Below are 26,442 nucleotides of genomic sequence, written 5' to 3' on the forward strand. Positions count from 1 at the left end.
CGGGTCGATCCATCGTTAGCCATGCATGCCCCGACGCGTAACTCATTCTTTTCTCTGGAAATCCAAAAGCCTTGATTCGTCTGCTGAAGTTTTTCGGGTACTCCATTGTCGCCATCGTCTGCGGGCTGCTGCTCGTACTCAGCGGGGCCTACCTCTACCTTAGTCCGGGTTTGCCTTCCGTAGAGGCCCTCAGAAGTATCCAGTTGCAGATTCCTTTGCGGGTCTACAGCAGCGATGAAAAACTGATCGCGGAGTTCGGCGAAATGCGCCGCACACCGATCCGTTTCGCCGATATTCCGCCCAATTTCATCAGCGCCTTGCTGTCTGCCGAAGACGACAATTTCGCCAACCACTACGGCGTCGACCCCAGCAGCCTGGTGCGTGCAGCCACGCAGTTGGTAAAAAGCGGACACATTCAATCCGGCGGCAGCACCATTACCATGCAGGTGGCGAAGAACTTCTTCCTTACCAGCGAGCGCAGTTTTTCCCGCAAGGCCACCGAGATCCTGCTGGCACTGCAGATCGAACGTCAGCTGACCAAGGACGAAATCCTCGAGCTGTATGTCAACAAGATCTACCTGGGCAACCGCGCCTACGGCATCGAGGCCGCCTCCCAGGTCTACTATGGCAAGTCGATTCGTGACGCCAGCCTGGCGCAGATGGCCATGATTGCCGGCCTGCCCAAGGCCCCGTCGCGCTTTAACCCGCTCGCCAACCCGGCGCGCAGCAAAGAGCGGCGCGACTGGATCCTGGGGCGCATGTACAAGCTGGGCAAGATCGACCAGGCCGCCTACGAAAGCGCTGTGGCCGAGCCGCTGAACGCCAGTTATCACGTGCCGACGCCAGAAGTGAATGCGCCGTATATCGCCGAAATGGCCCGTGCCGAGATGGTTGGGCGCTATGGCAGCGACGCCTATACCGAAGGCTTCCGGGTGACCACGACGGTTCCGAGCAACTTGCAGGAAATCGCCAACAACTCGGTGCATGAAGGCCTGATCACCTATGACCAGCGCCACGGCTACCGCGGTCCGGAATCGCGCCTGCCCGGCAAGACCCTGAGCGCGTGGACCACCGAATTGAGCAAGCAGCGCTCCATCAGCGGCCTGGACCCAGCCATCGTCACCCAGGTGACAAAAGACGGCATCCAGGTGCTGACCCGTACCGGCGAAGCGCATGTGGCATGGGACAGCATGAAATGGGCGCGGCCGTTCCTGAATACCAACAGCATGGGGCCGATGCCCAAGCAACCGTCCGACGTGGCCCAGGTGGGCGACTTGATTCGCGTGCAACGTCAGAAGGATGACAGCCTCAAGTTCAGCCAGGTGCCGGTCGCCCAGGGCGCCCTGGTGTCCCTGGACCCGCAGAACGGTGCGATCCGTGCATTGGTCGGCGGTTTTGCATTCGAGCAGAGCAACTACAACCGCGCCACCCAGGCTAAGCGCCAGCCGGGTTCGAGCTTCAAGCCATTCGTCTACAGCGCCGCGCTGGACAACGGCTACACCGCCGCCAGCCTGGTCAACGACGCGCCGATCGTGTTTGTCGATGAATATCTGGACAAGGTCTGGCGCCCGAAGAATGACACCAACACCTTCCTCGGCCCGATCCGTATCCGCGAAGCGCTGTACAAGTCGCGCAACCTTGTGTCGATTCGCCTGTTGCAGGCAATGGGCGTGGGCAAGACCATCGACTACATGACACGCTTTGGCTTCGCCAAGTCCGACCTGCCGCCGAACCTGTCCCTGGCCCTGGGTACCGCGACTCTCACGCCGATGGAAATCGCCACCGGCTGGAGCACCTTCGCCAACGGCGGCTACAAGATCACGCCGTATCTGATCGACAAGATCGAAAGCCGCAATGGCGACATGCTGTTCACCGCCAACCCACCGCGGGTGCCGGGCGACGTGGTCAATGGGGTGGCAGCGACCGATGGCCTCGCGGCACCGAGTAATGGCGGCATCACCATTGAACCAACCCCAGGCACGACGCCTGCGGCAACCGCCCCCGCGACCACCGAACCGCAAGCCCCGGCAGTTGCCGAGCGCATCGTGGATGGCCGTACCACCTATATTCTCAACAGCATCCTGCAAGACGTGATCAAGAAGGGCACCGGCCGCCGAGCACTGGCCCTGGGCCGCGCAGATATTGCCGGCAAGACCGGTACTACCAACGAATCCAAGGACGCCTGGTTCTCTGGCTATAACGGCGACTACGTGACCACTGTGTGGACCGGCTACGACCAGCCTGAAAGCCTGGGCCGCCGCGAGTTTGGCGGCACCGTCGCCCTGCCGATCTGGATGAGCTACATGGGCGCGGCCTTGAAGGACAAGCCTTTGCACACCCAACCGGAACCGGAAGGCATCCTCAGCCTGCGCATCGATCCGATCAGTGGACGTGCGGCTTCGCCGAGTACGCCGAATGCTTACTTCGAGCTGTTCAAGAGCGAGGACACGCCGCCGTCGGTCAACGAGCTGGGCAATGGCGTGGCACCGGGCAGCCCGCTGCCGGCGGATGAAGGCGCGCCGATCGATTTGTTCTGACCCGATCCAAGACGCAACATAGATCCAAATGTGGGAGGGGGGTTGCTCCCGATGGCGGACTGTCAGTCAATGAATATGGCGACTGATACACCGCCATCGGGAGCAAGCCCCCTCCCACATTTGACCTCTATCGGCTTCAAGAGAATTGCCATAAAAAAAGCCCCGACTCATTCGAGCCGGGGCTTTTTGTTGGTGCGCTACAACAGCTTAGCCGTTGAACACATCATCCACGCTCTGCAGCGGGTAGTGCTTCGGATACGGCAGGGTCGCCACGCCGGTCTCGATGGCGGCTTTGGCCACGGCATCGGAGATCAGGGTGATCAGGCGCTTATCCATTGGTTTCGGGATGATGTACTCACGACCGAATTCCAGCTTGGCGCCACCGTAGGCGTCGCAGACATCCTGAGGCACTGGCAGCTTGGCCAGTTCACGCAGGGCGTTGGCGGCGGCCACTTTCATTTCTTCGTTGATGCGCTTGGCGCGTACGTCCAGGGCTCCACGGAAGATGAACGGGAAGCCCAGAACGTTGTTGACCTGGTTGGGGTAGTCCGAACGACCAGTGGCCATGATCACGTCGCTGCGGGTGGCGTGGGCCAGCTCAGGCGAGATTTCCGGGTCTGGGTTGGAGCAGGCGAACACGATCGGGTTCGGTGCCATGGACTTCAGGCCTTCGGCGCTCAGCAGGTTCGGGCCGGACAGGCCGACGAACACGTCGGCACCGTCGAGGGCGTCAGCCAGGGTGCGCTTGGAGGACGGATGGGCAAACATCGCCTTGTACTGGTTCAGGTCGGTACGCTCGGACTGGATCACGCCCTTGCTGTCGACCATGTAGATGTTTTCCAGCTTGGCGCCCATGCTGATGATCAGCTTCATGCAGGAAATGGCCGCAGCGCCGGCGCCCAGGCAGACAATCTTCGCCTCGCCCAGGGTTTTGCCAGCGATTTCCAGGGCGTTGATCATGCCGGCTGCGGTAACGATGGCGGTGCCGTGCTGGTCATCGTGGAATACCGGAATGTCGCACTGCTCGATCAGGGCTTTTTCGATCTCGAAGCACTCAGGTGCCTTGATGTCTTCCAGGTTGATGCCACCGAAAGTGATGGAAATGCGCTTGACCGTGTCGATGAAAGCCTGCGGGCTCTCGGAATCGACTTCGATGTCGAAAACGTCGATGCCGGCAAAGCGCTTGAACAGCACGCCTTTACCTTCCATGACTGGCTTGGAGGCCAATGGGCCGAGGTTACCCAGGCCGAGGATCGCGGTGCCATCGGAAATCACTGCAACCAGGTTGCCCTTGCCGGTGTACTTGTACGCCAGTTCCGGGTCACGGGCGATTTCACGTACGGGCTCGGCAACACCAGGGCTGTAGGCCAGCGACAGGTCGCGAGCGGTGGCAGTGGCTTTGGTGAGCTCTACACTCAGCTTTCCTGGACGAGGATGGGCATGATATTCGAGAGCGGCAGTTTTCAAATCAGACATATCGGCATTCCGCTTTTACTGTTGGTCGACGGACCGCCGAGGATACGCGCGTAGCAATTTACCTACAAGACTGGGCAGTCACGGGTGTCAAGGGCCCTGGGCTACGACTTTTGGCCAAGAGCCACGGGATACAAGGGCTCAACTGTTCACAATCGAAATAAAAAATGTCTACAATTTTTTTATTCAAGACGTTGATTTCAGCATGCTGGGGTCGGTCAGTGGCAGTAGCCAGCGTGACTGGCCTTTTTTCAGGCCGCCGCGTCGCAAGCGATCCTGCACCCAGCCACGCGCCTCGATGGTACGCCCTTGCAGACCATTGAGCAGGGTCGCGTCGAAACGACTGATCAGATCGGGTGCAATGCGTAATACCAATGAGCCCTGTAATTTAATCCAAATGCCACCGCGATTGCGCTCGATCTTGCTGACCCGGCCAGTGATCAAAGCAAAGCCGGAATGCTTGAGTTGCCCAACGGTTTGCACTGGCGTTTGGCGCCATAGGCCGAGCCGCGCTTGGCGGGCGCTGTTTTCGGCGGCCTGCTGGCAGGCGACCAGGTCCACATTCGGCGCCACGCCCACCTGGAAACCCAAGCCCTCAGCCAACAATTGCGCCTCCAGATTCTCACCGTTGGCGCCGTAAAGATGGGCCAGGGTGCGACCGTAGTGATCCTTGCCCTCGCGCCCCGGCACCAGACCGACACGCCCATCGCTGGCCTGCACCAGCGCCTGTAGACGCTGGCGGGCGGCGACGGCAAATGGCTCGTCAGCGCGTCTCTTCTTGCCGGTTTCCGGCGCATTGAGGCCGATCATGCGCACGCTGCGGCCATCCTTGAGGCGCACGGTGTCGCCGTCCACCACCCGCTGCACCTCGACACGCACCACAGAGGCCGGTGCGGGGCAGAATGCTTCGGCCCGGGCGGTCGCCAGCCAAATGCCAGGCACAAAAAAGGCGCCCACAAGGGACGCCTTTTTCAACAGCTGGCAAAAGCCCATAAGGCTCTTGAACCTTACTCTGCTGGAGTAGCAGCAGCAGGCTTCTTGCCGAAAGCACCAAAGCGATCTGCGAAGCGCTGTACACGGCCGCCGGTGTCCAGAGTTTTCTGCTTACCGGTGTAGAACGGGTGGCACTCGTTGCATACGTCAGTACCCAGTGGCTTGCACAGGTTCGAACGGGTTTCGAACTTGTTGCCGCAGCTGCAGGTGACTTCGATGGTTTCGTACGCTGGATGGATATCGGCTTTCATGGCACTTCCTCGGGCTAGCGTGCCGCCACTCGACACTATTGTCGAATACCGCACGTAATTAGGCCGCGGATTCTACCAGACCTTTTTAAACGCGCAAGCGGCAACACTATTTGCTTGTAAAGATAAAAGCGCCTTTCATCAGAAAAGCGAGGCATACCCAAGCCCCCCCTCGTCTGCTAGGCTCGCGCCCCTGCACCACCGCCTGCCTTTATATGAGACCCCTCGCGTGCCCGACGCCATTTTGCGCCTAGCCCTGCCCTCGCCCCTGCGCCGCCTGTTCGATTACCGGGCTCCGGCCGGGGTGCTGCGGGCGCAGTTGCAGCCGGGGATGCGCGTACGCGTGCCGTTCGGGCGGCGTGAGATGATCGGCATCCTGGTAGAAGTCACCGATCACAGCGAAGTCCCGGCGGAGAAACTCAAACCGGCGCTGGCCATCCTCGATACCACGCCACCACTGCCGCCTGAGCTGTTCAAGCTGTGCCTGTGGACCGCGCAGTATTACCAGCACAGCCTCGGCGATACCTTGAGCTGGGCTTTGCCGGTGCTGCTGCGCCAGGGCGAACTGGCCGAAGCGCGACAGGAACGTTTCTGGTCGATGGCGCCCGGTGCACGCCTGGACGACCCGCGTATCGCCCGCGCCCCGCGCCAGCGTGAAGCCCTGGCCACACTGGCCCAGCATCCCCATGGCGTCGCCCATCAGCTGTTAAGCAAGCTGATGCTGAGCAAAGACAGCCTCGACCTGCTGTTGGCCAAGGGCCTGGTGCAGGTGGAAATCCGCAAGCACGCCCCCGACCCGCGCCACGAACACTGGCTGGCCCAACCGGAATTGCCGCTCAACCCCGAGCAACGCGCCGCGTATGAGGCGATCCGCGCAGGGTTCGACAGTTTCCATGCGTTCCTGCTGGCCGGCGTCACCGGCAGTGGCAAGACCGAAGTGTATCTGCAACTGATCCGCGAAACCCTGCAGGCCGGCAAGCAGGCACTGGTGCTGATCCCCGAGATCAACCTGGGCCCACAGACCCTGGCGCGTTTCGAACAGCGCTTCAACGCCCGCATCGCCCTGGTGCACTCGGCGGTCAATGACCGTGAGCGCCTGGAGTCGTGGCTGGCGGCGCGGGACGGTGAGGCAGACATCATCATAGGCACCCGTTCGGCGCTGTTCACCCCGATGAAGAACCCCGGGCTGATCATCATCGACGAGGAACACGACGGCTCCTATAAACAACAGGAAGGCCTGCGCTACCACGCCCGCGACCTGGCACTGGTGCGCGCACGCCAGGAAGACATCCCGATTGTGCTGGGCTCGGCCACGCCGTCCCTGGAAAGCCTGCACAACGCCTACACCGGACGCTACGGGCTGCTACGCCTGAATGAGCGCGCCGGCGGTGCCAAGCAACCACGCTTCCTGCGCCTGGACGTAAAGAGCCGCCCGCTGGACAGTGGTATCTCCGGCCCGATGCAACAGGCCATCGGCCAGACCCTTGCCGCAGGCCAACAAGTGTTGGTGTTTCTCAATCGCCGTGGCTTTGCCCCGACGCTGCTGTGCCATGACTGCGGTTGGATGTCCGGGTGCGAACGCTGCGATGCACGCATGACCGTGCACCAGCGCTATGGCGAACTGCGCTGCCACCACTGCGGCCATGTAGAGCGGGTGCCACGCCATTGCCCGCAGTGCGGCAAGGTCGACCTGCGCCCGGTAGGGGCCGGCACCGAGCGCGCCGAGGAGCGCCTGGGCATTCTGTTTCCGGATTACCCGGTGCTGCGGGTCGACCGCGACAGCACCTCGCGCAAAGACGCGATGAACCAGTTGTTTGCCACCATTCAGAAAGGCCAGCCGTGCATCCTGGTGGGCACGCAAATGCTTGCCAAAGGGCATCACTTCCCGCGGGTGACCCTGGTGTCGATCCTGGACGCCGACGGCGGGTTGTTCTCCGGGGATTTCCGCGCCAGCGAACGCATGGCGCAGTTGATCGTGCAGGTGGCAGGGCGCGCCGGACGGGCCGAAGAGCCGGGCAGGGTGATTATCCAGACGCACCTGGCCGACCATCCATTGCTGATTCAACTGACGGAACAAGGCTACTTTGCCTTCGCCGAGCAGGCCTTGAGTGAACGCCGCGCGGCCGGCTTGCCACCCTTTGCGCACTTGGCATTGTTGCGTGCCGAGGCGCATAAACCGGGACAAGCCGAAGGTTTCCTGGATGAAGCCTGCAGTGCCGCCGAGGGTTTGCTGGGTGAATTGAGTCTGAGCGGCATCGAATTGCTCGGGCCGGTACCCGCCCCCATGGAGCGTCGCGCCGGACGTTATCGCGCTCAGCTACTCTTGCAGGCAACCTCCCGTGCGCCGCTGCATCGGCTATTAAGTCGCTGGATGCTTGAGCTGGAGCAAATACCCAGCGGCCGACAAGTGCGATGGTCACTGGATGTAGACCCGGTAGATTTGTACTGATCCACCCACCACTGTAGGAGCGAGCTTGCTCGCGAAAAACTCAAGAACACCGCGTTAAATCAGGAAGCCCGCGTTATCGTTGACGATTTTCGCGAGCAAGCTCACTCCTACAAAATGCTCCACAGGTCCGGAACGGTTGGCAAGCTCGCCCTCGCCACGGATAATGCCCAGTTTTTCCACCTGCGCATCGCGCGCCGCCGCTTGCGGTCGAAAGAGAACACCATGAAAGACACCATTCGCCAGCTGCTCCAACAAGCCCTCACCCAACTCGTCAACGAAGGTGTGTTGCCTGAAGGCCTGTCGCCGGCGATCCAGGTGGAGAACACCCGCGACAAGACCCACGGCGACTTCGCCAGCAACATCGCGATGATGCTGTCCAAGCCGGCCGGTATGAAACCCCGCGACCTGGCGGAAAAAATCATTGCCGCGCTGCCGGCTGACGCCAGTGTGACCAAGGCCGAAATCGCCGGCCCGGGCTTTATCAACTTCTTCCAGAACACCCAGGCCCTGGCTGCGCGCCTGGACGCCGCCCTGGCCGATGCCAACATCGGTGCGCACAAGGCTGGTGCCGCCCAGCGCGTGGTCATCGACCTGTCGGCGCCGAACCTGGCCAAGGAGATGCACGTTGGCCACCTGCGCTCCACCATCATTGGCGACGGCGTGGCCCGGGTACTGGAATTCCTCGGCGATACGGTGATCCGCCAGAACCATGTGGGCGACTGGGGCACCCAGTTCGGCATGCTGATGGCCTACCTGCAGGAAAACCCGATCACCAGCAACGAGCTGGCCGACCTGGAGAACTTCTACCGCGCCGCCAAGAAGCGTTTCGACGAATCCGAAGAATTCGCCGACCGCGCCCGCGGCCTGGTGGTCAAGCTGCAAGCGGGCGATGAGGAGTGCCTGGCGCTGTGGAACCGCTTCCGGGAAATTTCCCTGTCCCACTGCCAGGAAATCTACGAGCTGCTCAACGTGAAGTTGACCATGGCCGACGTGATGGGTGAAAGCGCCTACAACGACGACCTGATCAACGTGGTCAACGACCTCAAGGCCAAGGGCCTGCTGGTGGAGAGCAACGGCGCGCAGTGCGTGTTCCTCGAAGAATTCAAGACCGCCGACGGCGAGCCGCTGCCGGTGATCATCGTCAAGGCCGATGGCGGCTACCTCTACGCCACCACCGACCTGGCCGCCGTGCGCTATCGCAGCGGCGTGCTCAAGGCCGACCGTGCGCTGTACTTCGTTGACCAGCGCCAGGCCCTGCACTTCCAGCAAGTGTTCGAAGTGGCCCGTCGTGCCGGCTTCGTCACCCACCCGATGCACATGGAACACATGGGGTTCGGCACCATGAACGGCGCCGATGGCCGCCCGTTCAAGACCCGTGACGGCGGCACCGTGAAGCTGATCGACCTGCTCACCGAGGCCCAGGAACGCGCCTACAGCTTGGTGAAGGAAAAGAACCCGGAGCTGGCCGAGGCCGACCTGCGCAACATCGCCCGCGTGGTAGGTATTGGCGCGGTGAAATACGCCGACCTGTCCAAACACCGCACCAGCGACTACAGCTTCAACTTCGACCTGATGCTCAACTTCGAAGGCAACACCGCGCCGTACCTTCTGTACGCCTACACCCGCGTGGCGGGTGTGTTCCGCAAGCTGGGCAAGGACTTCAGCGAAGTCGAAGGCCAGATCGTGCTGGATGCCGCCCATGAGCAGGAACTGGCCGCCAAGCTGGCGCAGTTCGGCGAAGTGCTCAACAGCGTCGGCGAGAAAGGCACACCGCATATCCTGTGCACCTATTTGTACGAAGTGGCCGGGTTGTTCTCCAGCTTCTACGAGAACTGCCCGATCCTGACCGCCGACGACGAAGCCCAGAAACAAAGTCGCCTGCGCCTCGCCGCCCTGGCTGGACGCACCCTCAAGCAAGGCCTGGAACTCTTGGGCCTGGAAACCCTGGAGCGCATGTAAGTTGGCCGCCAAGAAAAAACCTGCCCCCAAGCGCGGCGCCAGCCGCTACCAGGCCCCGGCGAAGCAGCCGATTCCGGGCTGGCTGTGGATGGCTATCGGCCTCACGGTCGGCGCATTCATCGTATTTTTGATGAAGCTCGAACCTGGCCAGGGCGACGACGTCAAGCGCGTCAAACAGGAGCAGCAGAAGGCCACGAAAATCGCCGAGGCCAACAAAACCGCGCCGAGCCCGACTGCACCGGTGAAGCCGAAGTACGACTTCTACACCCTGCTGCCGGAATCGGAAGTGATCGTGCCTCCTGATGCCGTGCCGGAGAAGACCCTGCCGACGCCGCAAGTGCCAACCACGCCGGTGACACCTGCCGAAGCCGCGAAAATCGACACCGCCCGCGCCCAGGCCGCGCTGGCCGGGATCACGCCGCCGCCACCACCGCCGGTCGCTGCCACCAAGGCCGCGCCGGTGACCAAGTTCTTCCTGCAGGCGGGCTCGTTCCCGAAACAGGCGGATGCGGACCGGGTGCGGGCGCAGATCATCCTGTTGGGCCAGTCGGTGACGGTGGAGTCCGGCACGGTGAAGGAAGCGACCTGGTATCGCGTACTGGTAGGGCCGTTCAGCAACCGTGAGCAACTGACCGTGGCACAGAAACAATTGGCCGGCGCCGGGTTCAGCAACCTGTTGTTACAACAGCGCCAGAGTCGCTGATTCGGGGTCAACACAAATCAAAATGTGGGAGGGGGCTTGCTCCCGATAGCGGAGTGTCAGTCAACATATTCATTGGCTGACAGCGCGCCATCGGGAGCAAGCCCCCTCCCACATTTGATTTTGCGGTGTGCTTGGTTAGGTGTCAGAGCGGTAAACACCACTCGTCCGCGCTCTCGTCCTACGGTTGAAATCCCCACCGCCACCCCCATATGAGTTTCCATCAGGGCATTTTCGCCCCGCTGCGTGGAGACTCTCCCCTTGACCACCATCGTTTCAGTACGTCGCCACGGCAAAGTTGTCATGGGCGGCGACGGCCAGGTTTCCCTGGGCAATACCGTAATGAAAGGCAACGCGAAGAAAGTGCGTCGCCTGTACCACGGCCAGGTGCTTGCCGGCTTCGCAGGCGCTACCGCCGACGCCTTTACCCTCTTCGAACGCTTCGAAGGCCAGCTTGAGAAACACCAGGGCCACCTGGTGCGCGCCGCTGTCGAGTTGGCCAAGGAATGGCGCACCGACCGCTCCCTCAGCCGCCTTGAAGCCATGCTCGCCGTCGCCAACAAAGACGCGTCCCTGATCATCACCGGCAATGGCGACGTGGTAGAACCTGAGCACGGCCTGATCGCCATGGGTTCCGGCGGTGGCTACGCCCAGGCGGCAGCCAGTGCGTTGCTGAAGAAAACCGATCTGTCGGCCCGGGAAATCGTCGAGACCGCCCTGGGCATCGCCGGCGATATCTGCGTGTTCACCAACCACAACCAGACCATTGAGGAGCAGGACCTCGCCGAGTAAGCCTTGGGCTTATTCTCGCTTGAGGCCGCCAAACAACTATGTCCATGACTCCCCGCGAAATCGTCCATGAACTCAATCGCCATATCATCGGCCAGGACGATGCCAAGCGCGCCGTTGCCATCGCCCTGCGTAACCGCTGGCGCCGCATGCAACTGCCGGAAGAACTGCGCGTTGAAGTAACGCCCAAGAACATCCTGATGATCGGCCCGACCGGTGTCGGTAAAACCGAAATCGCCCGACGCCTGGCCAAGTTGGCCAATGCGCCGTTCATCAAGGTGGAAGCGACCAAATTCACCGAAGTCGGCTATGTGGGCCGCGACGTCGAGTCGATCATTCGTGACTTGGCCGACGCTGCCCTGAAAATGCTGCGCGAACAGGAAGTGACCAAGGTCAGCCACCGCGCAGAAGACGCCGCTGAAGAACGTATCCTCGATGCCCTGCTGCCACCGGCACGCATGGGTTTCAACGAAGACGCCGCACCGTCCTCGGATTCCAACACCCGTCAGCTGTTCCGCAAGCGCCTGCGTGAAGGCCAGCTGGATGACAAGGAAATCGAGATTGAAGTGGCCGAAGTGTCCGGTGTGGATATTTCCGCTCCGCCGGGCATGGAAGAAATGACCAGCCAGTTGCAGAACCTGTTCGCCAACATGGGCAAGGACAAGAAGAAGAGCCGCAAGCTCAAGGTCAAGGAAGCGCTCAAGCTGGTGCGCGACGAAGAAGCCGGGCGTCTGGTCAATGAGGAAGAACTCAAGGCCAAGGCATTGGAAGCTGTCGAGCAGCATGGCATCGTGTTTATCGATGAGATCGATAAGGTGGCCAAGCGCGGTAACTCCGGCGGCGTCGATGTCTCCCGTGAAGGCGTGCAGCGCGATCTGCTGCCGCTGATCGAGGGTTGCACAGTCAACACCAAGCTGGGCATGGTCAAGACCGACCACATCCTGTTTATCGCCTCCGGCGCCTTCCACCTGAGCAAGCCAAGCGACCTGGTGCCCGAGCTGCAAGGCCGCCTGCCGATTCGCGTGGAACTCAAGGCGCTGACCCCGGGCGACTTCGAGCGCATCCTCAGCGAGCCTCACGCATCCCTCACCGAGCAATACCGTGAGCTGCTGAAAACCGAGGGCCTGGGTATCGAGTTCCAGGCCGACGGCATCAAGCGTTTGGCGGAAATCGCCTGGCAGGTCAACGAGAAGACCGAGAACATTGGTGCCCGCCGCCTGCATACCTTGCTTGAGCGCCTGCTTGAGGAAGTATCGTTCAGTGCTGGTGACATGGCCGGTGCGCAGAATGGCGAAGCGATCAAAATCGATGCCGACTACGTCAACAGCCACCTGGGCGAATTGGCGCAGAACGAAGACTTGTCTCGTTATATCCTGTAAGCCTCACACAGAACTGCTTTGCTTCAAATGTGGGAGGGGGCTTGCTCCCGATGGCGGTGTTTCAGTATCAGATGAGCTGACTGACACACCGTCATCGGGAGCAAGCCCCCTCCCACATTTTTAAGCCGGTTTATTCAGGAGTACCTCATATGGCCAAGTTTCCTACTGCTGTAAACCTGCACAAAACCTCCAACACCCTCGGCCTCACTTACAGCCCAGACGAGGTTTATCATCTGCCCGCCGAATTCCTGCGGGTGCACTCGCCTTCCGCCGAGGTGCAGGGACACGGCAAGCCCATCCTGCAATTCGGCAAGCTCAACGTCAGGTTGAGCAAGGTCGAACCGGCCGGCCAGTACGCACTGAAATTGACCTTCGACGACGGCCATGACAGCGGGCTGTTCACCTGGGACTACCTCTACCAACTGGCCGTACGTCAGGACGCACTGTGGAGCGACTACCTGGCCGAGCTCAAAGCGGCCGGAAAAACCCGCGACCCGAACCAGTCGGTCGTGCGGCTGATGCTCTAGCTCAGGCGTCTTGCTCTTTAGAGGGCATTTTCTAATTTCATCTGCTTGAATGCCCTGTCGCGAGGCCAATGATCGGCCCGCTTGCGAAAAAAAATAAACTCGGGTAACCAATGGAACTGGCAAGTTCCCTGCATTTGACGATGCGGTATCAACGGTCACCCGGGTCGCAGTACCAGGCTGGTGTCGTGTATCGAAATTGGGTGCGCAGCAATCGCCGGTACTCGTCTTTCGGACAACGGAGCGTCGTAGATGAGTAACAAGAATAACGATGACTTGAAACGCCAGGCCTCGGAAAACACCCTGGGGCTGAACCCGATCATCGCGTTACGCAAAAAGGATCTATTGGCCTCGGCCAGGATGGTGCTGACCCAAGCCATCAAGCAACCGTTGCACAGCGTCAAGCACGTCGCCCACTTTGGCGTCGAATTGAAGAATGTGATGTTCGGCAAATCCCCCCTGGCGCCCGAGGGCGACGACCGTCGCTTCAACGACCCGGCCTGGAGCCAGAACCCGCTCTACAAACGCTACTTGCAGACTTACCTGGCGTGGCGCAAGGAACTCCACGACTGGATCGACGACAGCAGCCTGTCGGCACAGGACATCAGCCGCGGCCACTTCGTGATCAACCTGATGACCGAAGCCATGGCCCCCACCAACAGCGCGGCCAACCCGGCAGCGGTCAAGCGTTTCTTTGAAACCGGCGGTAAAAGCCTGCTCGACGGTTTGTCCCACCTGGCCAAGGACATGGTGCATAACGGCGGCATGCCGAGCCAAGTCAACATGGGTGCCTTTGAAGTCGGCAAGACGTTGGGCACCAGCGAAGGCGCGGTGGTGTTTCGCAACGACGTGCTGGAGCTTATCCAGTACAAGCCCACCACCGAGCAAGTACACGAGCGCCCACTGCTGGTGGTGCCGCCGCAGATCAACAAGTTCTACATATTCGACCTATGCCCGGATAAGAGCCTGGCGCGCTTCTGCCTGCGCAATGGGCAGCAGACGTTTATCGTCAGCTGGCGCAACCCCACCAAGGCCCAGCGCGAGTGGGGCCTGTCGACTTATATCGAGGCGCTCAAGGAAGCGGTCGATGTGGTCACGGCGATTACCGGCAGTAAGGACGTGAATATGCTCGCGGCCTGTTCCGGAGGCATCACCTGCACAGCACTGCTGGGCCACTACGCGGCGCTGGGCGAGAAGAAGGTCAACGCCCTGACCCTGCTGGTGAGCGTACTGGACACCACCCTGGACACCCAGGTGGCGCTGTTTGTCGACGAGCAGACCCTCGAAGCAGCCAAGCGCCATTCGTACCAGGCCGGTGTGCTGGAAGGCCGCGATATGGCCAAGGTGTTCGCCTGGATGCGCCCCAACGACCTGATCTGGAACTACTGGGTCAATAATTACCTGCTGGGCAACGAGCCGCCGGTGTTCGACATCCTGTTCTGGAACAACGACACCACGCGCTTGCCAGCTGCATTCCATGGCGACCTGATCGAACTGTTCAAGAACAACCCACTGGTACGCGCCAACGCGCTGGAGGTGTGCGGCACGCCCATCGACCTCAAGCAGGTCACCGCCGATGTCTACGCACTGGCGGGCACCAATGATCACATCACGCCGTGGCAGTCCTGCTACAAGTCGGCGCAGTTGTTTGGCGGCCAGGTCGAGTTTGTGCTGTCCAGCAGCGGGCATATCCAGAGCATCCTCAACCCACCGGGCAACCCCAAGGCGCGCTACCAGACCAGCGAGGGTTTGTCGGGCAGCGCGCTGGAGTGGCAGGAGAACGCCACCAAGCACACCGATTCGTGGTGGCTGCATTGGCAGGTGTGGCAGGCGCAGCGAGCGGGCAAGTTGAAGAAAGCACCGGCGACATTAGGAAATAAAATCTATGCCGCAGCCGAAGCGGCGCCAGGTACCTATGTACATGAGCGGTAGATTGGAATGAGATCCAAATGTGGTAGGGGGCTTGCTCCCGATAGGGATGGATCAGTGTCAGTTGTGCTCAATGACACACCGCCATCGGGAGCAAGCCCCCTCCCACATTTTGACTGTATTCCTCCTGTAACACTTCACAGGGCTTGAGCATGCCGCAATCGTTCATCTTCCGTACCATCGACCTGGATGGCCAGACCATCCGTACGGCGGTACGCCCGGGCAAACCGCACTTGACGCCGCTGCTGATCTTCAACGGCATCGGCGCCAACCTTGAGCTGGTGTTCCCGTTCGTCCAGGCCCTGGACCCGGACCTGGAAGTGATCGCCTTCGACGTGCCCGGTGTCGGCGGCTCATCGACGCCGAACCGGCCCTACCGCTTTCCGGGCCTGGCCAAACTTACCGCACGCATGCTCGATTACCTGGACTACGGCCAGGTGAACGCCGTGGGTGTGTCCTGGGGCGGCGCACTGGCGCAGCAGTTTGCCTATGACTATCCGGAACGCTGCAAGAAGCTGATCCTGGCGGCCACGGCAGCCGGCGCCTTTATGGTGCCGGGCAAACCCAAAGTGCTGTGGCTGATGGCCAGCCCCCGGCGTTATATCCAACCCTCCCATGTGGTGCGTATCGCGCCGATGATTTATGGCGGCTCGTTCCGCCGCGATTCGAACCTGGCCGCCGAACATGCGAGCAAAGTGCGCTCGGCCGGCAAGCTGGGTTACTACTGGCAGCTGTTCGCCGGGGTGGGCTGGACCAGCATTCATTGGCTGCACAAGATCCGCCAGCCCACCCTGGTGCTGGCCGGGGACGATGATCCGCTGATCCCGCTGATCAACATGCGCATGCTGGCCTGGCGCATCCCGAATGCGCAGTTGCACATTATCGATGACGGCCACCTGTTCCTGATCACGCGGGCCGAAGCCGTGGCACCGATCATCATGAAATTTCTCGAGGAGGAGCGCCTGCGCGCTGTGATACATCCGCGACCGGCGGTGTGAAGGACCACACCAACGCGCAACTTGCCAGGAACCAGCTATGGTTCTGGATTGGCGTGCCTGCTTGATGACTTGACCAAGGAGTGTTGAATCATGCGAGAAAGACCCGTGACGACCCCGGCGCCCATCCCTGCTGCGTTCATCAACGCGCAAAACGCGATCACCGGCCTCAGGGGACGCGATCTGCTGTCGACCCTGCGCAGCGTGGCTGCCCATGGTTTGCGTAACCCCGTACATACCGCCCGCCATGTCTTGGCGCTAGGCGGTCAATTGGGCCGCGTGCTGCTGGGCGAAACCGTGCAGGAACCCAACCCCAGGGACGCGCGCTTTATCGATCCCACCTGGACGCTCAACCCGCTATACCGGCGCAGCTTACAGGCCTATCTGAGTTGGCAGAAACAGACACGGCACTGGATCGATGACAGCACCCTGAGCGCCGATGACCGTGCCCGCGCACATTTCGCCTTTTCCCTGCTCAACGATGCAGTCTCCCCCTCCAACACCCTGCTTAACCCGTTGGCGATCAAGGAACTGCTCAATTCCGGTGGCAACAGCGTGGTGCGCGGCGTGAGCAACCTGTTCGAAGACCTGTTGCACAACAATGGCCTGCCGCGCCAAGTCAGCAAGCATGCCTTCGAAGTGGGCAAGACAGTGGCGACCACGCCCGGCTCGGTGGTGTTTCGCAACGAGCTGCTGGAGTTGATCCAGTACAAGCCCATGAGCGAAAAACAGTACGCCAAGCCGCTGCTGGTGGTGCCGCCGCAAATCAACAAGTACTACATCTTCGACCTGAGCCCGGCCAACAGTTTTGTACAATACGCCCTGAAAAACGGGCTGCAGACGTTCATGGTCAGTTGGCGCAACCCGGATGTGCGTCATCGCGAATGGGGCCTCTCCACCTACGTGGCAGCGCTTGAAGAAGCGCTCAACGTCTGCCGGGCGATCAGCGGCGCCCGCGAGGTCAACCTGATGGGCGCCTGCGCCGGTGGCCTGACCATAGCTGCCCTGCAAGGCCACCTGCAAGCCAAGCGCCAGTTGCGGCGCATCTCCAGCGCCAGCTACCTGGTGAGCCTGCTGGACAGCCAGATCGACAGCCCCGCGACCTTGTTTGCCGATGAACAGACCCTGGAAGCCGCCAAGCGCCGCTCCTACCAGCAAGGCGTGCTGGACGGCCGTGACATGGCCAAGGTGTTTGCCTGGATGCGCCCCAACGACCTGATCTGGAGCTACTGGATCAACAATTACCTGTTGGGCAAGGAGCCGCCGGCCTTCGACATCCTGTACTGGAACAACGACAACACACGCCTGCCTGCCGCCTTGCACGGCGACCTGCTGGACTTCTTCAAGCACAACCCGCTGAGCCATCCCGGCGGGCTGGAGGTGTGTGGCACTCCCATCGACCTACGCAAAGTCACGGTGGACAGTTTCAGCGTGGCCGGGATCAACGACCACATCACGCCCTGGGACGCGGTGTATCGCTCAACCCAGTTGCTGGGCGGCGAGCGGCGCTTTGTACTGTCCAACAGCGGGCATATCCAGAGCATCCTCAACCCGCCGGGCAACCCCAAGGCCAACTACGTCGAAAACCTCAAGCTGAGCAGCGACCCTCGCGCCTGGTACTACGACGCCCAGCACGTCGAAGGCAGTTGGTGGCCGCAGTGGCTGGCGTGGGCACAGGAGCGCTCCGGTGTACAGCGCGAAACCCTCACCGCCCTGGGCAACCAGAATTATCCACCGATGGAAGCAGCCCCAGGCACTTACGTGCGGGTGCGCTGAGCTCAACGATCAGATTAAGAAGACTGGATGAAGACCCGCGACCGTATCCTTGAATGTGCCCTGCAGCTGTTCAACCAGAAGGGTGAGCCGAACGTGTCGACCATGGAGGTGGCCAATGAAATGGGGATCAGCCCCGGTAACCTCTACTACCACTTCCACGGCAAGGAGCCGCTGGTGCTCGGGCTGTTCGAGCGCTTTCAAGGCGAGTTGGCGCCTTTGCTCGACCCTCCCGCCGACGCGCAACTGGAGGCCGAGGATTACTGGCTGTTCCTGCACCTGATAGTCGAGCGCATGGCGCACTATCGGTTTCTATTCCAGGACCTGTCGAACCTGGCCGGGCGCTTGCCGAAGCTGGCCAAGGGGATTCGCCACCTGCTCACCGCGCTTAAACGCACACTGGCCTCTTTGCTTGCGCGCTTGAAAGCCTCAGGGCAGTTGGTCAGCGGCACCCAGGCATTGGGGCAACTGGTGGAGCAGATCACCCTCACCCTGCTGTTTTCCCTGGATTACCAGCGGATTCTCGACCGTGAGGGCGAGGTGCAGGTGGTGGTCTACCAGGTCATGATGCTGGTGGCCCCGCATCTGCTGCCGACGGCGCGGCAGGCGACAGAGCGGTTTGCACTCAAGTACCTGGATACCACGGAGTGAACATGGGGTTTGATAAGCCCGCCATAAAAAAAGCCCGACCTCTGCAGGTCGGGCATTTTTTTGTCCTGAAAGATCAGGACTGACTGGATGTCGGCGGGGTTGCCGAGGTAGCAGTCGGGGTCGCAACAGCAGGGGTCGGTGCGGACACCGAGTTGGCTGTCGAAGCGGTTGATGCCGCAGCGGCAGGTTTTGGTGCTGCTGGTTTTTTTGCTGCCGCTGGCTTCTTGCTGGCGGCGGCCGCGGGTTTAGCGGCCGGCTTGGCTGCTGCTGGTTTGGCTGCTGGTTTCGCAGCGGATGGCTTGGCAGCAGATTTAGCAGTCGCAGGTTTCGCGGCAGGCTTTGCAGCGGCCTTGGCAGCCGGTTTAGCCGCAGGTTTGGCGGCGGCTTTAGCGGCCACTGGCTTGGCGGCAGGCTTGGTGGCCGGTTTGGCGGCAGCTGTTTTAGCGGCTGGCTTGGCGGCGGCTTTGGCTGGAGCCTTGGCCGCAGGTTTGGCTGCAGCTTTAGCCAGAGGCTTGGCAACCGTTTTAACAGCGGGCTTTGCAGCAGCTGTTTTAACCGCAGGTTTTGCAGCAGGCTTGGCCGCCGCCGTCTTCGCTGGAGCCACTTTGGCGCCCGTCAGTTTTTCGATTTGCTTGGTCAGGGTATCGACCTTGCTGTGCAGCGTTTTCAACTCAGCCTTGCTCGGCACGCCCAGTCGCGAAATAGCACTGTTGAGGCGCTTGTCGAAAGTCTCTTCCAACTTGCCCCACGTATCCGAAATGCTCGACTTGGCGGAACCCGCACTGGCCTTGGCAGCGTCCACTTTTTTACCCACTGTGCTCTTGGTCAACTTCTCGGCCTTCTCGCCGTCTTTAACCAAGGTCTCGAAGAGTTTGCTGCCGTCACTGTCGATCTTCGAGTACACGCCTAAACCAGCGAGCCAGATTTTGCGGGAATATTCTTCAACTTTCCCGACCCACGAGCTGCCTTCTTTCTGAGTAGTCTTTTTAACAGCCATCCCGATGTCTCCTTAGTGTTTACGCGCGACACGTTCGAGCAATGCCGTCAGCTCTTCGAGCTTAGCAGAGAGTGTCTCCACGTCATGTTTAGACGCAATGCCGATCCGATTCAAGGCACTGCCGACACGAGTATCAAAAGCTTTTTCAACTTTATCCAGTTGAACTTCAACCCGGCCTTTGACGCTGGAGACATTACTCCTTACTTGGTCAATCTGACTGTTGGCAGCATCAAGTTGTTCAACTACAACTTTTTTACCTTTACTTTCAATACGTTGACCACTCTTAACCAGCTCCTTGAAGTACTCGCCGCCCTCGCTGCCAACCTTGGCATAGGCACCAAGACCTGCCAGCCAAATCTTACGGGCATAGCTTTTAACCTCACTCAGGGTAGTGGCCTGAACGTCGATTTTTTTCTGCAAAATAACTTTGGCCATGGTGCACCTCACACAAAATAGGGGGGAGGACCGCCCGCAGGAGTTGAGGGCTTGGGCACAAAGTAGGGTTTAAAATTAGAATCGGCACCCTAAGAACCTCAGGCTCAGGCCAGGGCTTTATCCAGGGCTTTCTCGATTTCGGACTTGATCGTACCGCTCATGGCCGACATCAACAGGCCCAGTTCCACATCGATACGCAATGAATCATCGGCCACTGCCACCGTGCCTTTGACCCCGGAGCGCGTGAGCTTGAGGGTATCGCCAGACCATGAGGACTCCACGCCATATTTATCCTCGAGTTTGCGCGCCAATTGCTCGGCCTTTGCCCGCGCCTGTTCTTTTCCCAGGGAATGTTCACGTTCAACGGTAATACGGGCCATTGCAATGACTCCTCTTTATAACGACTCAGAACACCCGCCATGCGGCAAAAGGTCTCGGTGAGCGCCTATCTTACCTGCAGCCTTGCCAAGACAAAGCAGGCCTTGGGGATTATCATGTCCCGCATTCTCTTTTGGTGACAGCGATATGACTGATCAGCGCAAAGGCAGCGATGCCGAACCCACCACTCACTTCGGCTTCAAGAACGTCCCGGAAAGCCAGAAAGCGGAAAAAGTCGCTGAGGTGTTTCACTCCGTGGCGGCCAAGTACGACCTGATGAACGACGTGCTCTCCGGCGGCATGCACCGCCTGTGGAAGCGCTTCACCATCGAGCTGTCGGGCGTACGCACCGGCAACCGCGTGCTGGACATCGCCGGGGGTACGGGTGATCTGGCGGCCAAGTTCTCCAAGCTGGTTGGCCCCACCGGCCAGGTGGTGTTGGCCGATATCAACGGTTCGATGCTCAAGGTCGGCCGCGATCGCCTGCTGGACAAAGGTGTGGCCGGCAATATCGAATTCGTCCAGGCCGACGCTGAAAAGCTGCCGTTCCCCGACAATCATTTCGACTGCGTGACCATCGCCTTCGGCCTGCGCAACGTCACCCATAAAGAAGACGCGATCCGCTCGATGCTGCGCGTCCTCAAGCCGGGCGGTCGCCTGTTGGTGCTGGAATTCTCCAAGCCGACCAACGCGCTGATGTCCAAGGTCTACGACACCTACTCGTTCGCCTTCATGCCGCTGATGGGCAAGTTGATCACCAACGACGCCGAGAGCTACCGCTACTTGGCCGAGTCAATCCGCATGCACCCAGACCAGGAGACCCTGAAGTCGATGATGGTGGAAGCCGGTTTCGACCGCGTGACCTACCACAACATGACCTCGGGCATCGTCGCCCTGCACCGCGGCATCAAGCCCTGATGTTGCTTCAAGGCCTTCTCGCCAGCGTTGAACACGGCCTTAACCGTGTGCTGCGCCTGGACAGCACCGCCCTGGCGCGGCTCGCGCACTTGAACGGCAAAGTCATTGCCGTCGACTGCCGCAGCCCCGCCATGCAGCTATTTATCCTGCCCAGCGATGAAGGCCTGCTTCTCGCCACCCAATGGGCCGCCGAAGCTGACTGCACCTTGCGTGCACCGGCCTCCAGCCTGTTGCACCTGGCTTTGAGCCGCAACAAGACCGCCATCCTCCACAGCCCCGAGGTGGAGCTGGAAGGCGACAGTGCGGTGCTGATGGACCTGGCCGTTGTGCTGCAAGACCTGGAGCTGGACTGGGAACACGAACTGTCGCGCTGGATCGGCCCCGTGGCCACCCAACTGATCAGCGGGCACCTGCGCAGCCGCACGCGCTGGTACCAGCAAGGGTTCGCCAGCCTCAACCAGAACCTCGCCGAATACCTGAGCGAAGAATCGCGCACCCTGGTCGGGCAACGGGAAGCGCAAGCGCGCTTTCGTGAGCTCGACAAGGCCAAAATCGACCTGGAACGCCTCGAGGCCCGCTTCGAACGCCTGAGCCGCTCCCTTGATCCAAGCGATAACGCATGAAGCTGCTCGCCGTCCGCCGTTTGTTTCGTATCCAGCGCGTCGTTATCCGCTACCGCCTCGATGACCTGCTGTTTGCCCTGCCCCTGCCGTGGTTCTTGCTGGCGGTGCGTTACGTGCTGCCGTGGCGCTGGTTGCCGCGCAAGCAGCTGGAGCTGAGCCGTGGTGCACGCCTGCGCCTGGCGCTGCAGGACCTGGGGCCGATCTTTATCAAGTTCGGGCAGATCCTCTCGACCCGCCGCGACCTGCTGCCCGAAGATATCGCCGACGAGCTGATGCTGCTGCAAGACCGCGTGCCGCCGTTCGATTCGCAGCAGTCCATGGCGCTGATCGAAGCACAGCTGGGCAAGAAGATCAGCGAAGTGTTCAGCCGCTTCGACGTCGAGCCCCTGGCCTCGGCTTCGGTCGCACAAGTGCACGCCGCGCAGCTCAAAACCGGCGAAGAAGTGGTGGTGAAGGTGATTCGCCCAGGCCTCAAGCCGATCATCGGCCAGGACCTGGCGTGGCTGTTCATCCTCGCCCGCGCCGCCGAACGCTTCTCCGCCGACGCACGCCTGCTGCACCCGGTGGATGTGGTCGCCGACTACGAAAAAACCATCTACGACGAACTCGACCTTTTGCGCGAAGCGGCCAACGCCAGTCAACTGCGGCGTAACTTTGAAGGCTCGCAACTGCTGTACGTGCCGCAAGTGTATTGGGACTGGTGCCGGCCGAAAGTGCTGGTGATGGAGCGCATCTACGGCGTGCAGGTTACCGACCTCGCTACCCTGGCCGACCAGCGCACCGACATGAAGATGCTCGCCGAGCGCGGTGTGGAGATCTTCTTCACCCAGGTATTCCGCGACAGCTTCTTTCACGCCGACATGCACCCGGGCAACATCTTCGTCAGCACCGTCAACCCGTGGAGCCCGCAGTACATCGCGATCGACTGCGGCATCGTCGGCAGCCTGACCCCGGAAGACCAGGATTACCTGGCGCGCAACCTGTTTGCCTTCTTCAAGCGCGATTACCGGCGCGTGGCGCAGTTGCACATTGATTCGGGCTGGGTGCCGGCGGAAACCAAGCTCAATGAATTCGAAGCGGCGATCCGCACGGTATGCGAGCCGATCTTTGAAAAACCGTTAAAGGATATTTCCTTTGGCCAGGTGCTGATGCGCCTGTTCCAAACCGCGCGGCGCTTCAATATGGAAGTGCAGCCGCAACTGGTGCTGTTGCAGAAGACCTTGCTGAACATCGAGGGGCTGGGCCGCCAGCTGTACCCGGACCTCGACCTGTGGAACACCGCACAGCCGTTCCTTGAACGCTGGATGCGCGAGCGGATGAGCCCGAAGACCATGCTGGGCAACCTGCACAGCCAGTTCGAACAGCTACCGCACCTGGCCAACATGACCCGCGACCTGCTCGAGCGTATGTCCCAGCCCCATGCCAAAGACCCCGAGCCGCCGTGGCGCAAACGCAAAGACGACTGGTTCCTGCGCCTGCTGGGCGCCGCGCACCTTGTGGGCGGCGCGATGCTGGCAATTGGCGGTCCATTGAACCAACTGGGCCACTGGCCGGCCGGTATCATGGTAGCCGTGGGCGTTTATCTGATCGTGCGTCGATAGCCAATCCGGTTATACACTGTCGCAAATTGCCGGAGCCGAAGATGAAAGACTGGCTGGACGAGATCAAGTGGGACAGTGACGGCCTGGTGCCGGCCATTGCCCAGGACTACAAGACCGGGCGCGTGCTGATGATGGCCTGGATGAACCGCGAGGCCCTGAGCCTCACTGCCACTGAGCAGCGCGCCATCTATTGGTCACGTTCGCGTGGCAAACTGTGGCGCAAGGGCGAAGAGTCCGGGCACGTGCAGATCCTGCATGAGATGCGCCTGGACTGCGACGCCGACGTGGTGATCCTGATGGTCGACCAGATCGGTGGTATCGCTTGCCATACCGGGCGCCACAGCTGCTTTTATCGCGTGTTCGAGAACGGCGAATGGAAAGTCGTGGAACCGGTGCTCAAAGACCCGCACGCCATTTATCCCGCAGGACATTGAACATGAGCGATACCCTGAACCGTGTGGCCCAGGTGTTGGAAGACCGCAAAGGCGCGGATGCCGACAGCTCCTATGTCGCCAGCCTGTACCACAAGGGTCTGAACAAGATTCTGGAAAAACTCGGCGAGGAATCCGTCGAGACCATCATTGCGGCCAAGGACGCGCAAATCAGCGGTGATTGCAGCGATGTAATCTATGAGACCGCCGACTTGTGGTTCCATAGCCTGGTCATGCTCGCCCAACTGGGGCAGCATCCACAGGCCGTGCTGGATGAACTGGACCGTCGCTTCGGCCTGTCCGGGCACGCCGAGAAGGCCTCGCGCCCGTCCGCCTGAATAACTAAGACTTGAGGATTTGCAGCATGGGCATTTTTGACTGGAAACACTGGATCGTCATTCTGGTGGTGGTTGTTCTGGTGTTCGGCACCAAGAAACTGAAAAACCTCGGCACCGACGTCGGTGAGTCGATCAAGGGCTTTCGTAAAGCCATGAACGACGACGAAAAACCAGCCGAGCCAACGGTAAACCCGGTGCCCCCGGCCCAGCCTGTACACCCGCAGGCCACCCAGCCGATCACCGAACGTCGCACCTTCGACGTGCAGGCTGAAAAAGTCCAAGAGACGACCCGCAAAGACTCGTGAGCACTGACTAATGTTTGGTATCAGCTTCTCTGAACTGCTGCTCGTCGGCCTGGTGGCCCTGCTGGTACTGGGGCCGGAACGCCTGCCCGGCGCCGCACGCACCGCCGGCCTGTGGATCGGGCGTCTGAAACGCAGTTTCAACGCGATCAAACAGGAGGTTGAACGGGAAATCGGTGCCGACGAGATCCGCCGGCAATTGCACAACGAACATATCCTGTCGTTGGAGCAGGAGGCACGCAAGATTCTCTCCCCGGTGCAAGAACCGGCCAAGCCGGCTACACCACCGGTGGCCGACCACAGTATCGCGCCCGCCCCCGCTGCCGAGCCCGCTCCGACAGAGCCCGCGCCGACGCCCGTTGCGTCGCCCGCGCCCCATGACCCTACATTGCCGCCGCGAGCCCCATGAGCGCTGATAAACCGGAAAACGACCAGCACATGCCACTGGTCTCGCACCTCTCCGAGCTGCGTACCCGCCTGCTGCGTTGCGTAGCGGCAATCTTCATCATTTTTGCCGGGCTGTTCGCCTTTACCCAGCAGATCTACACCTTCGTTTCCACGCCGTTGCGCCAGTACTTGCCCGTCGGCGCGACAATGATCGCCACCGATGTGTCGTCGCCGTTCCTGACGCCGTTGAAGTTGACCATGATGGTCTCGCTGTTCCTGGCGATCCCGGTGATCCTGCATCAGATCTGGGGCTTTATCGCCCCGGGCCTGTACAAGCATGAGAAGCGCATCGCCGTGCCATTGCTGGTGTCGAGCATCCTGCTGTTCTACACCGGCATGGCCTTCGCGTACTTCCTGGTGTTCCCGCTGATCTTCAAGTTCTTCGCCGCTGCCACCCCGGCCGGCGTGGAGATGATGACCGACATCACCAGCTACCTCGACTTCGTGATGACACTGTTCTTCGCCTTCGGCGTCGCTTTCGAAATCCCCGTGGCCGTGGTGTTGCTGGTATGGATCGGCGTAGTCGACGTCAAGTACCTGAAGAAGATCCGCCCGTACGTAATCATCGGCTGCTTCGTGGTCGGCATGATCCTCACGCCGCCGGACATCTTCTCCCAGACCTTGTTGGCCGTACCGATGTGGATGCTGTTTGAAGTGGGCATCCTGTTCAGCGGCTTGATCAGCAAGCGTGGCGAACACCCGGATGACCAGGCTGCCGACGACGACCAGCCGCCAGCGACCCAGTCGTGAACCTGCTGCTGCTTCTCGATGCCGACTTTATCGCGGCGGACCGGGTGGTGCTGCGTGATCGGCGTCTGGTGCATATGCAGGAAGTCCACCGCGCTGTTGTGGGTGACTACCTGCGTGTGGGCCGCATTGGTGGGCTGATGGGCAATGCCCAACTGCTGCGCCTGGACGTCGGTGAAGCCGAGCTGCAAGTCAGCTTCGATCAATCGCCGCCGCCCAAACTGCCCCTGACCCTGCTGCTGGCCCTGCCCCGCCCGAAAATGCTGCGCCGGGTGCTGCAAACGGTGGCGGCCATGGGCGTGCCGAAGGTGGTGCTGGTCAACAGCTACCGCGTGGAAAAAAGCTTCTGGCAGACCCCCTTCCTGGAGCCTGAGGCGGTGCGCGAGCAACTCATCCTCGGCCTGGAACAGGCGCGGGACACGGTACTGCCCGAGATCATTATCGAAAAACGCTTCAAGCCGTTTGTCGAAGATCGCCTGCCGGCCATGGTTGAAGGCACCCTGGGCCTGATCGGCCATCCCGGTGATTACCCTGCGTGCCCCCGGGGGCTGGATGAGCCGGTGACGCTGGCGATTGGCCCGGAAGGTGGTTGGATTCCCTATGAAGTCGAGCTGCTGACCAAGGCCGGTTTGCAGCCGGTGCAACTGGGTGCGCGTATCCTGCGCGTTGAAACCGCCGTCACCGCCCTGCTTGCCCGACTGTTCTAATAAAATGCTCGCGATCCACTGTAGGAGCGAGCTTGCTCGCGAAAAACGTCAACGATAACGCGTGTCTTCTGGATAAACGCGGCGCCCATGGGTTTCTCGCGAGCAAGCTCGCTCCTACA

General features: G+C 60.8%; 27 protein-coding genes. 20 read left to right on the forward strand and 7 right to left on the reverse strand.

The features are described 5' to 3' along the window. Positions 1-74: 74 nt before the first annotated feature. Positions 75-2,537 carry a penicillin-binding protein 1A gene (locus ASD70_RS18965; protein WP_419178872.1) on the forward strand — a complete coding sequence of 821 codons (2,463 nt, stop codon included), beginning with the start codon at positions 75-77 and terminating at the stop codon, positions 2,535-2,537. 207 nt (positions 2,538-2,744) lie between these two features. Here the strand turns inward: ASD70_RS18965 and ASD70_RS18970 are convergent, their stop codons facing one another. From ASD70_RS18970 to rpmE, 3 genes are all read right to left on the reverse strand, one after another. Further along, positions 2,745-4,013 (reverse strand): malic enzyme-like NAD(P)-binding protein, encoded by a 1,269-nt coding sequence (locus ASD70_RS18970; protein ID WP_034117342.1) that lies wholly within the window; start codon positions 4,011-4,013, stop codon positions 2,745-2,747. Positions 4,014-4,196: 183 nt separating this feature from the next. Then, entirely contained in the window at positions 4,197-5,003 is an 807-nt protein-coding gene (locus ASD70_RS18975; protein WP_056847155.1) for a thermonuclease family protein, read from the reverse strand. Positions 5,004-5,017: 14 nt separating this feature from the next. Next, a complete protein-coding gene (gene rpmE / locus ASD70_RS18980) occupies positions 5,018-5,254 on the reverse strand; it encodes a 50S ribosomal protein L31 (protein ID WP_003237330.1) in 237 nt (78 codons plus the stop codon). A 226-nt stretch (positions 5,255-5,480) separates the two neighbouring features. Here rpmE and ASD70_RS18985 point away from each other — a divergent pair, with 226 nt between their 5' ends. Next, entirely contained in the window at positions 5,481-7,700 is a 2,220-nt protein-coding gene (locus ASD70_RS18985) for a primosomal protein N' (RefSeq protein WP_056847156.1), read from the forward strand. Between the two features lie 54 nt (positions 7,701-7,754). On the opposite strand, the gene ASD70_RS28935 is transcribed toward ASD70_RS18985, so the two are convergent. Then, positions 7,755-7,952 carry a hypothetical protein gene (locus ASD70_RS28935; protein WP_059397530.1) on the reverse strand — a complete coding sequence of 66 codons (198 nt, stop codon included), beginning with the start codon at positions 7,950-7,952 and terminating at the stop codon, positions 7,755-7,757. Here ASD70_RS28935 and argS point away from each other — a divergent pair. The 9 genes from argS (at position 7,923) to ASD70_RS19030 (ending at position 18,399) form a co-directional block, all read left to right on the forward strand. After that, complete coding sequence (argS, locus tag ASD70_RS18990) at positions 7,923-9,659, forward strand: arginine--tRNA ligase (protein ID WP_046070551.1); 1,737 nt, start codon at positions 7,923-7,925, stop codon at positions 9,657-9,659. The genes ASD70_RS28935 and argS overlap by 30 nt on opposite strands. A gap of 1 nt (position 9,660) precedes the next feature. Continuing rightward, on the forward strand, positions 9,661-10,362 hold the full coding sequence (locus ASD70_RS18995) for an SPOR domain-containing protein (RefSeq protein ID WP_046070550.1): 702 nt from the start codon (positions 9,661-9,663) through the stop codon (positions 10,360-10,362). 258 nt (positions 10,363-10,620) lie between these two features. Then, entirely contained in the window at positions 10,621-11,151 is a 531-nt protein-coding gene (gene hslV / locus ASD70_RS19000; protein WP_003171209.1) for an ATP-dependent protease subunit HslV, read from the forward strand. A gap of 38 nt (positions 11,152-11,189) precedes the next feature. Then, positions 11,190-12,527 carry an ATP-dependent protease ATPase subunit HslU gene (hslU, locus tag ASD70_RS19005; RefSeq protein ID WP_056847157.1) on the forward strand — a complete coding sequence of 446 codons (1,338 nt, stop codon included), beginning with the start codon at positions 11,190-11,192 and terminating at the stop codon, positions 12,525-12,527. Between the two features lie 149 nt (positions 12,528-12,676). Continuing rightward, entirely contained in the window at positions 12,677-13,054 is a 378-nt protein-coding gene (locus tag ASD70_RS19010) for a gamma-butyrobetaine hydroxylase-like domain-containing protein (protein ID WP_046070548.1), read from the forward strand. A 249-nt stretch (positions 13,055-13,303) separates the two neighbouring features. Beyond that, entirely contained in the window at positions 13,304-14,983 is a 1,680-nt protein-coding gene (phaC, locus tag ASD70_RS19015; RefSeq protein ID WP_056847158.1) for a class II poly(R)-hydroxyalkanoic acid synthase, read from the forward strand. A gap of 149 nt (positions 14,984-15,132) precedes the next feature. Next, positions 15,133-15,978 carry a poly(3-hydroxyalkanoate) depolymerase gene (phaZ, locus tag ASD70_RS19020; RefSeq protein WP_056847159.1) on the forward strand — a complete coding sequence of 282 codons (846 nt, stop codon included), beginning with the start codon at positions 15,133-15,135 and terminating at the stop codon, positions 15,976-15,978. A gap of 90 nt (positions 15,979-16,068) precedes the next feature. Further along, the gene (gene phaC / locus ASD70_RS19025; RefSeq protein WP_056847160.1) at positions 16,069-17,751 is read left to right on the forward strand and encodes a class II poly(R)-hydroxyalkanoic acid synthase; all 1,683 of its coding nucleotides are present in this window, start codon (positions 16,069-16,071) and stop codon (positions 17,749-17,751) included. 27 nt (positions 17,752-17,778) lie between these two features. Then, positions 17,779-18,399, forward strand: a complete 621-nt coding sequence (locus tag ASD70_RS19030) for a TetR/AcrR family transcriptional regulator (RefSeq protein ID WP_046070544.1) — start codon at positions 17,779-17,781, stop codon at positions 18,397-18,399. 73 nt (positions 18,400-18,472) lie between these two features. Here ASD70_RS19030 and ASD70_RS19035 read toward each other — a convergent pair whose 3' ends face one another. The 3 genes from ASD70_RS19035 to ASD70_RS19045 all read right to left on the reverse strand — a co-directional run bounded on the left by ASD70_RS19035 (position 18,473) and on the right by ASD70_RS19045 (position 20,211). Then, a complete protein-coding gene (locus tag ASD70_RS19035) occupies positions 18,473-19,396 on the reverse strand; it encodes a phasin family protein (protein WP_056847161.1) in 924 nt (307 codons plus the stop codon). A 12-nt stretch (positions 19,397-19,408) separates the two neighbouring features. Next, the gene (locus ASD70_RS19040; RefSeq protein ID WP_056847162.1) at positions 19,409-19,831 is read right to left on the reverse strand and encodes a phasin family protein; all 423 of its coding nucleotides are present in this window, start codon (positions 19,829-19,831) and stop codon (positions 19,409-19,411) included. Positions 19,832-19,935: 104 nt separating this feature from the next. Then, positions 19,936-20,211: a polyhydroxyalkanoic acid system family protein gene (locus ASD70_RS19045; RefSeq protein ID WP_046070541.1), complete on the reverse strand. Its 276-nt coding sequence runs from the start codon at positions 20,209-20,211 to the stop codon at positions 19,936-19,938. Between the two features lie 145 nt (positions 20,212-20,356). Here ASD70_RS19045 and ubiE point away from each other — a divergent pair, with 145 nt between their 5' ends. Genes ubiE through ASD70_RS19090 form a run of 9 tightly spaced genes read left to right on the forward strand, consistent with a single transcriptional unit; the run spans position 20,357 to position 26,323 of the window. Then, positions 20,357-21,127, forward strand: a complete 771-nt coding sequence (gene ubiE, locus ASD70_RS19050; RefSeq protein WP_003171186.1) for a bifunctional demethylmenaquinone methyltransferase/2-methoxy-6-polyprenyl-1,4-benzoquinol methylase UbiE — start codon at positions 20,357-20,359, stop codon at positions 21,125-21,127. Beyond that, entirely contained in the window at positions 21,127-21,750 is a 624-nt protein-coding gene (locus ASD70_RS19055; protein ID WP_056847163.1) for a ubiquinone biosynthesis accessory factor UbiJ, read from the forward strand. Before ubiE ends, ASD70_RS19055 begins: the two co-directional genes overlap by 1 nt. Next, positions 21,747-23,351 carry a ubiquinone biosynthesis regulatory protein kinase UbiB gene (gene ubiB / locus ASD70_RS19060; protein WP_046070539.1) on the forward strand — a complete coding sequence of 535 codons (1,605 nt, stop codon included), beginning with the start codon at positions 21,747-21,749 and terminating at the stop codon, positions 23,349-23,351. Before ASD70_RS19055 ends, ubiB begins: the two co-directional genes overlap by 4 nt. A gap of 41 nt (positions 23,352-23,392) precedes the next feature. Further along, positions 23,393-23,785 carry a phosphoribosyl-AMP cyclohydrolase gene (hisI, locus tag ASD70_RS19065; RefSeq protein WP_046070538.1) on the forward strand — a complete coding sequence of 131 codons (393 nt, stop codon included), beginning with the start codon at positions 23,393-23,395 and terminating at the stop codon, positions 23,783-23,785. 2 nt (positions 23,786-23,787) lie between these two features. Continuing rightward, positions 23,788-24,120 (forward strand): phosphoribosyl-ATP diphosphatase, encoded by a 333-nt coding sequence (locus tag ASD70_RS19070; RefSeq protein WP_003209299.1) that lies wholly within the window; start codon positions 23,788-23,790, stop codon positions 24,118-24,120. Positions 24,121-24,146: 26 nt separating this feature from the next. Continuing rightward, the gene (locus tag ASD70_RS19075) at positions 24,147-24,425 is read left to right on the forward strand and encodes a twin-arginine translocase TatA/TatE family subunit (RefSeq protein ID WP_046070537.1); all 279 of its coding nucleotides are present in this window, start codon (positions 24,147-24,149) and stop codon (positions 24,423-24,425) included. A gap of 10 nt (positions 24,426-24,435) precedes the next feature. Next, the gene (gene tatB / locus ASD70_RS19080) at positions 24,436-24,831 is read left to right on the forward strand and encodes a Sec-independent protein translocase protein TatB (RefSeq protein WP_046070536.1); all 396 of its coding nucleotides are present in this window, start codon (positions 24,436-24,438) and stop codon (positions 24,829-24,831) included. Further along, complete coding sequence (gene tatC / locus ASD70_RS19085; protein WP_046070535.1) at positions 24,828-25,619, forward strand: twin-arginine translocase subunit TatC; 792 nt, start codon at positions 24,828-24,830, stop codon at positions 25,617-25,619. The genes tatB and tatC overlap by 4 nt, the downstream gene beginning before the upstream one ends. Further along, positions 25,616-26,323: a 16S rRNA (uracil(1498)-N(3))-methyltransferase gene (locus tag ASD70_RS19090; protein WP_046070534.1), complete on the forward strand. Its 708-nt coding sequence runs from the start codon at positions 25,616-25,618 to the stop codon at positions 26,321-26,323. Before tatC ends, ASD70_RS19090 begins: the two co-directional genes overlap by 4 nt. Positions 26,324-26,442: the final 119 nt, after the last annotated feature.

The sequence above is a fragment of the Pseudomonas sp. Root569 genome, from assembly GCF_001427465.1.
GTDB lineage: Bacteria > Pseudomonadota > Gammaproteobacteria > Pseudomonadales > Pseudomonadaceae > Aquipseudomonas > Aquipseudomonas synxantha.

What these genes read in the sequence shown, in the direction of transcription:
- tatC (WP_046070535.1), top strand. Translation starts at nt 24,828, where the DNA reads ATGAGCGCTGATAAACCGGAAAACGACCAGCACATGCCACTGGTCTCG.
- ASD70_RS19035 (WP_056847161.1), bottom strand. Translation starts at nt 19,396, where the DNA reads ATGGCTGTTAAAAAGACTACTCAGAAAGAAGGCAGCTCGTGGGTCGGG.
- tatB (WP_046070536.1), top strand. Translation starts at nt 24,436, where the DNA reads ATGTTTGGTATCAGCTTCTCTGAACTGCTGCTCGTCGGCCTGGTGGCC.
- argS (WP_046070551.1), top strand. Translation starts at nt 7,923, where the DNA reads ATGAAAGACACCATTCGCCAGCTGCTCCAACAAGCCCTCACCCAACTC.
- ASD70_RS19010 (WP_046070548.1), top strand. Translation starts at nt 12,677, where the DNA reads ATGGCCAAGTTTCCTACTGCTGTAAACCTGCACAAAACCTCCAACACC.
- phaC (WP_056847158.1), top strand. Translation starts at nt 13,304, where the DNA reads ATGAGTAACAAGAATAACGATGACTTGAAACGCCAGGCCTCGGAAAAC.
- phaZ (WP_056847159.1), top strand. Translation starts at nt 15,133, where the DNA reads ATGCCGCAATCGTTCATCTTCCGTACCATCGACCTGGATGGCCAGACC.
- ASD70_RS19070 (WP_003209299.1), top strand. Translation starts at nt 23,788, where the DNA reads ATGAGCGATACCCTGAACCGTGTGGCCCAGGTGTTGGAAGACCGCAAA.
- hisI (WP_046070538.1), top strand. Translation starts at nt 23,393, where the DNA reads ATGAAAGACTGGCTGGACGAGATCAAGTGGGACAGTGACGGCCTGGTG.
- ASD70_RS19075 (WP_046070537.1), top strand. Translation starts at nt 24,147, where the DNA reads ATGGGCATTTTTGACTGGAAACACTGGATCGTCATTCTGGTGGTGGTT.
- ubiE (WP_003171186.1), top strand. Translation starts at nt 20,357, where the DNA reads ATGACTGATCAGCGCAAAGGCAGCGATGCCGAACCCACCACTCACTTC.
- hslU (WP_056847157.1), top strand. Translation starts at nt 11,190, where the DNA reads ATGTCCATGACTCCCCGCGAAATCGTCCATGAACTCAATCGCCATATC.
- ASD70_RS19040 (WP_056847162.1), bottom strand. Translation starts at nt 19,831, where the DNA reads ATGGCCAAAGTTATTTTGCAGAAAAAAATCGACGTTCAGGCCACTACC.
- phaC (WP_056847160.1), top strand. Translation starts at nt 16,069, where the DNA reads ATGCGAGAAAGACCCGTGACGACCCCGGCGCCCATCCCTGCTGCGTTC.
- ASD70_RS19030 (WP_046070544.1), top strand. Translation starts at nt 17,779, where the DNA reads ATGAAGACCCGCGACCGTATCCTTGAATGTGCCCTGCAGCTGTTCAAC.
- ubiB (WP_046070539.1), top strand. Translation starts at nt 21,747, where the DNA reads ATGAAGCTGCTCGCCGTCCGCCGTTTGTTTCGTATCCAGCGCGTCGTT.
- rpmE (WP_003237330.1), bottom strand. Translation starts at nt 5,254, where the DNA reads ATGAAAGCCGATATCCATCCAGCGTACGAAACCATCGAAGTCACCTGC.
- ASD70_RS19045 (WP_046070541.1), bottom strand. Translation starts at nt 20,211, where the DNA reads ATGGCCCGTATTACCGTTGAACGTGAACATTCCCTGGGAAAAGAACAG.
- ASD70_RS19055 (WP_056847163.1), top strand. Translation starts at nt 21,127, where the DNA reads ATGTTGCTTCAAGGCCTTCTCGCCAGCGTTGAACACGGCCTTAACCGT.
- ASD70_RS18975 (WP_056847155.1), bottom strand. Translation starts at nt 5,003, where the DNA reads ATGGGCTTTTGCCAGCTGTTGAAAAAGGCGTCCCTTGTGGGCGCCTTT.
- ASD70_RS18970 (WP_034117342.1), bottom strand. Translation starts at nt 4,013, where the DNA reads ATGTCTGATTTGAAAACTGCCGCTCTCGAATATCATGCCCATCCTCGT.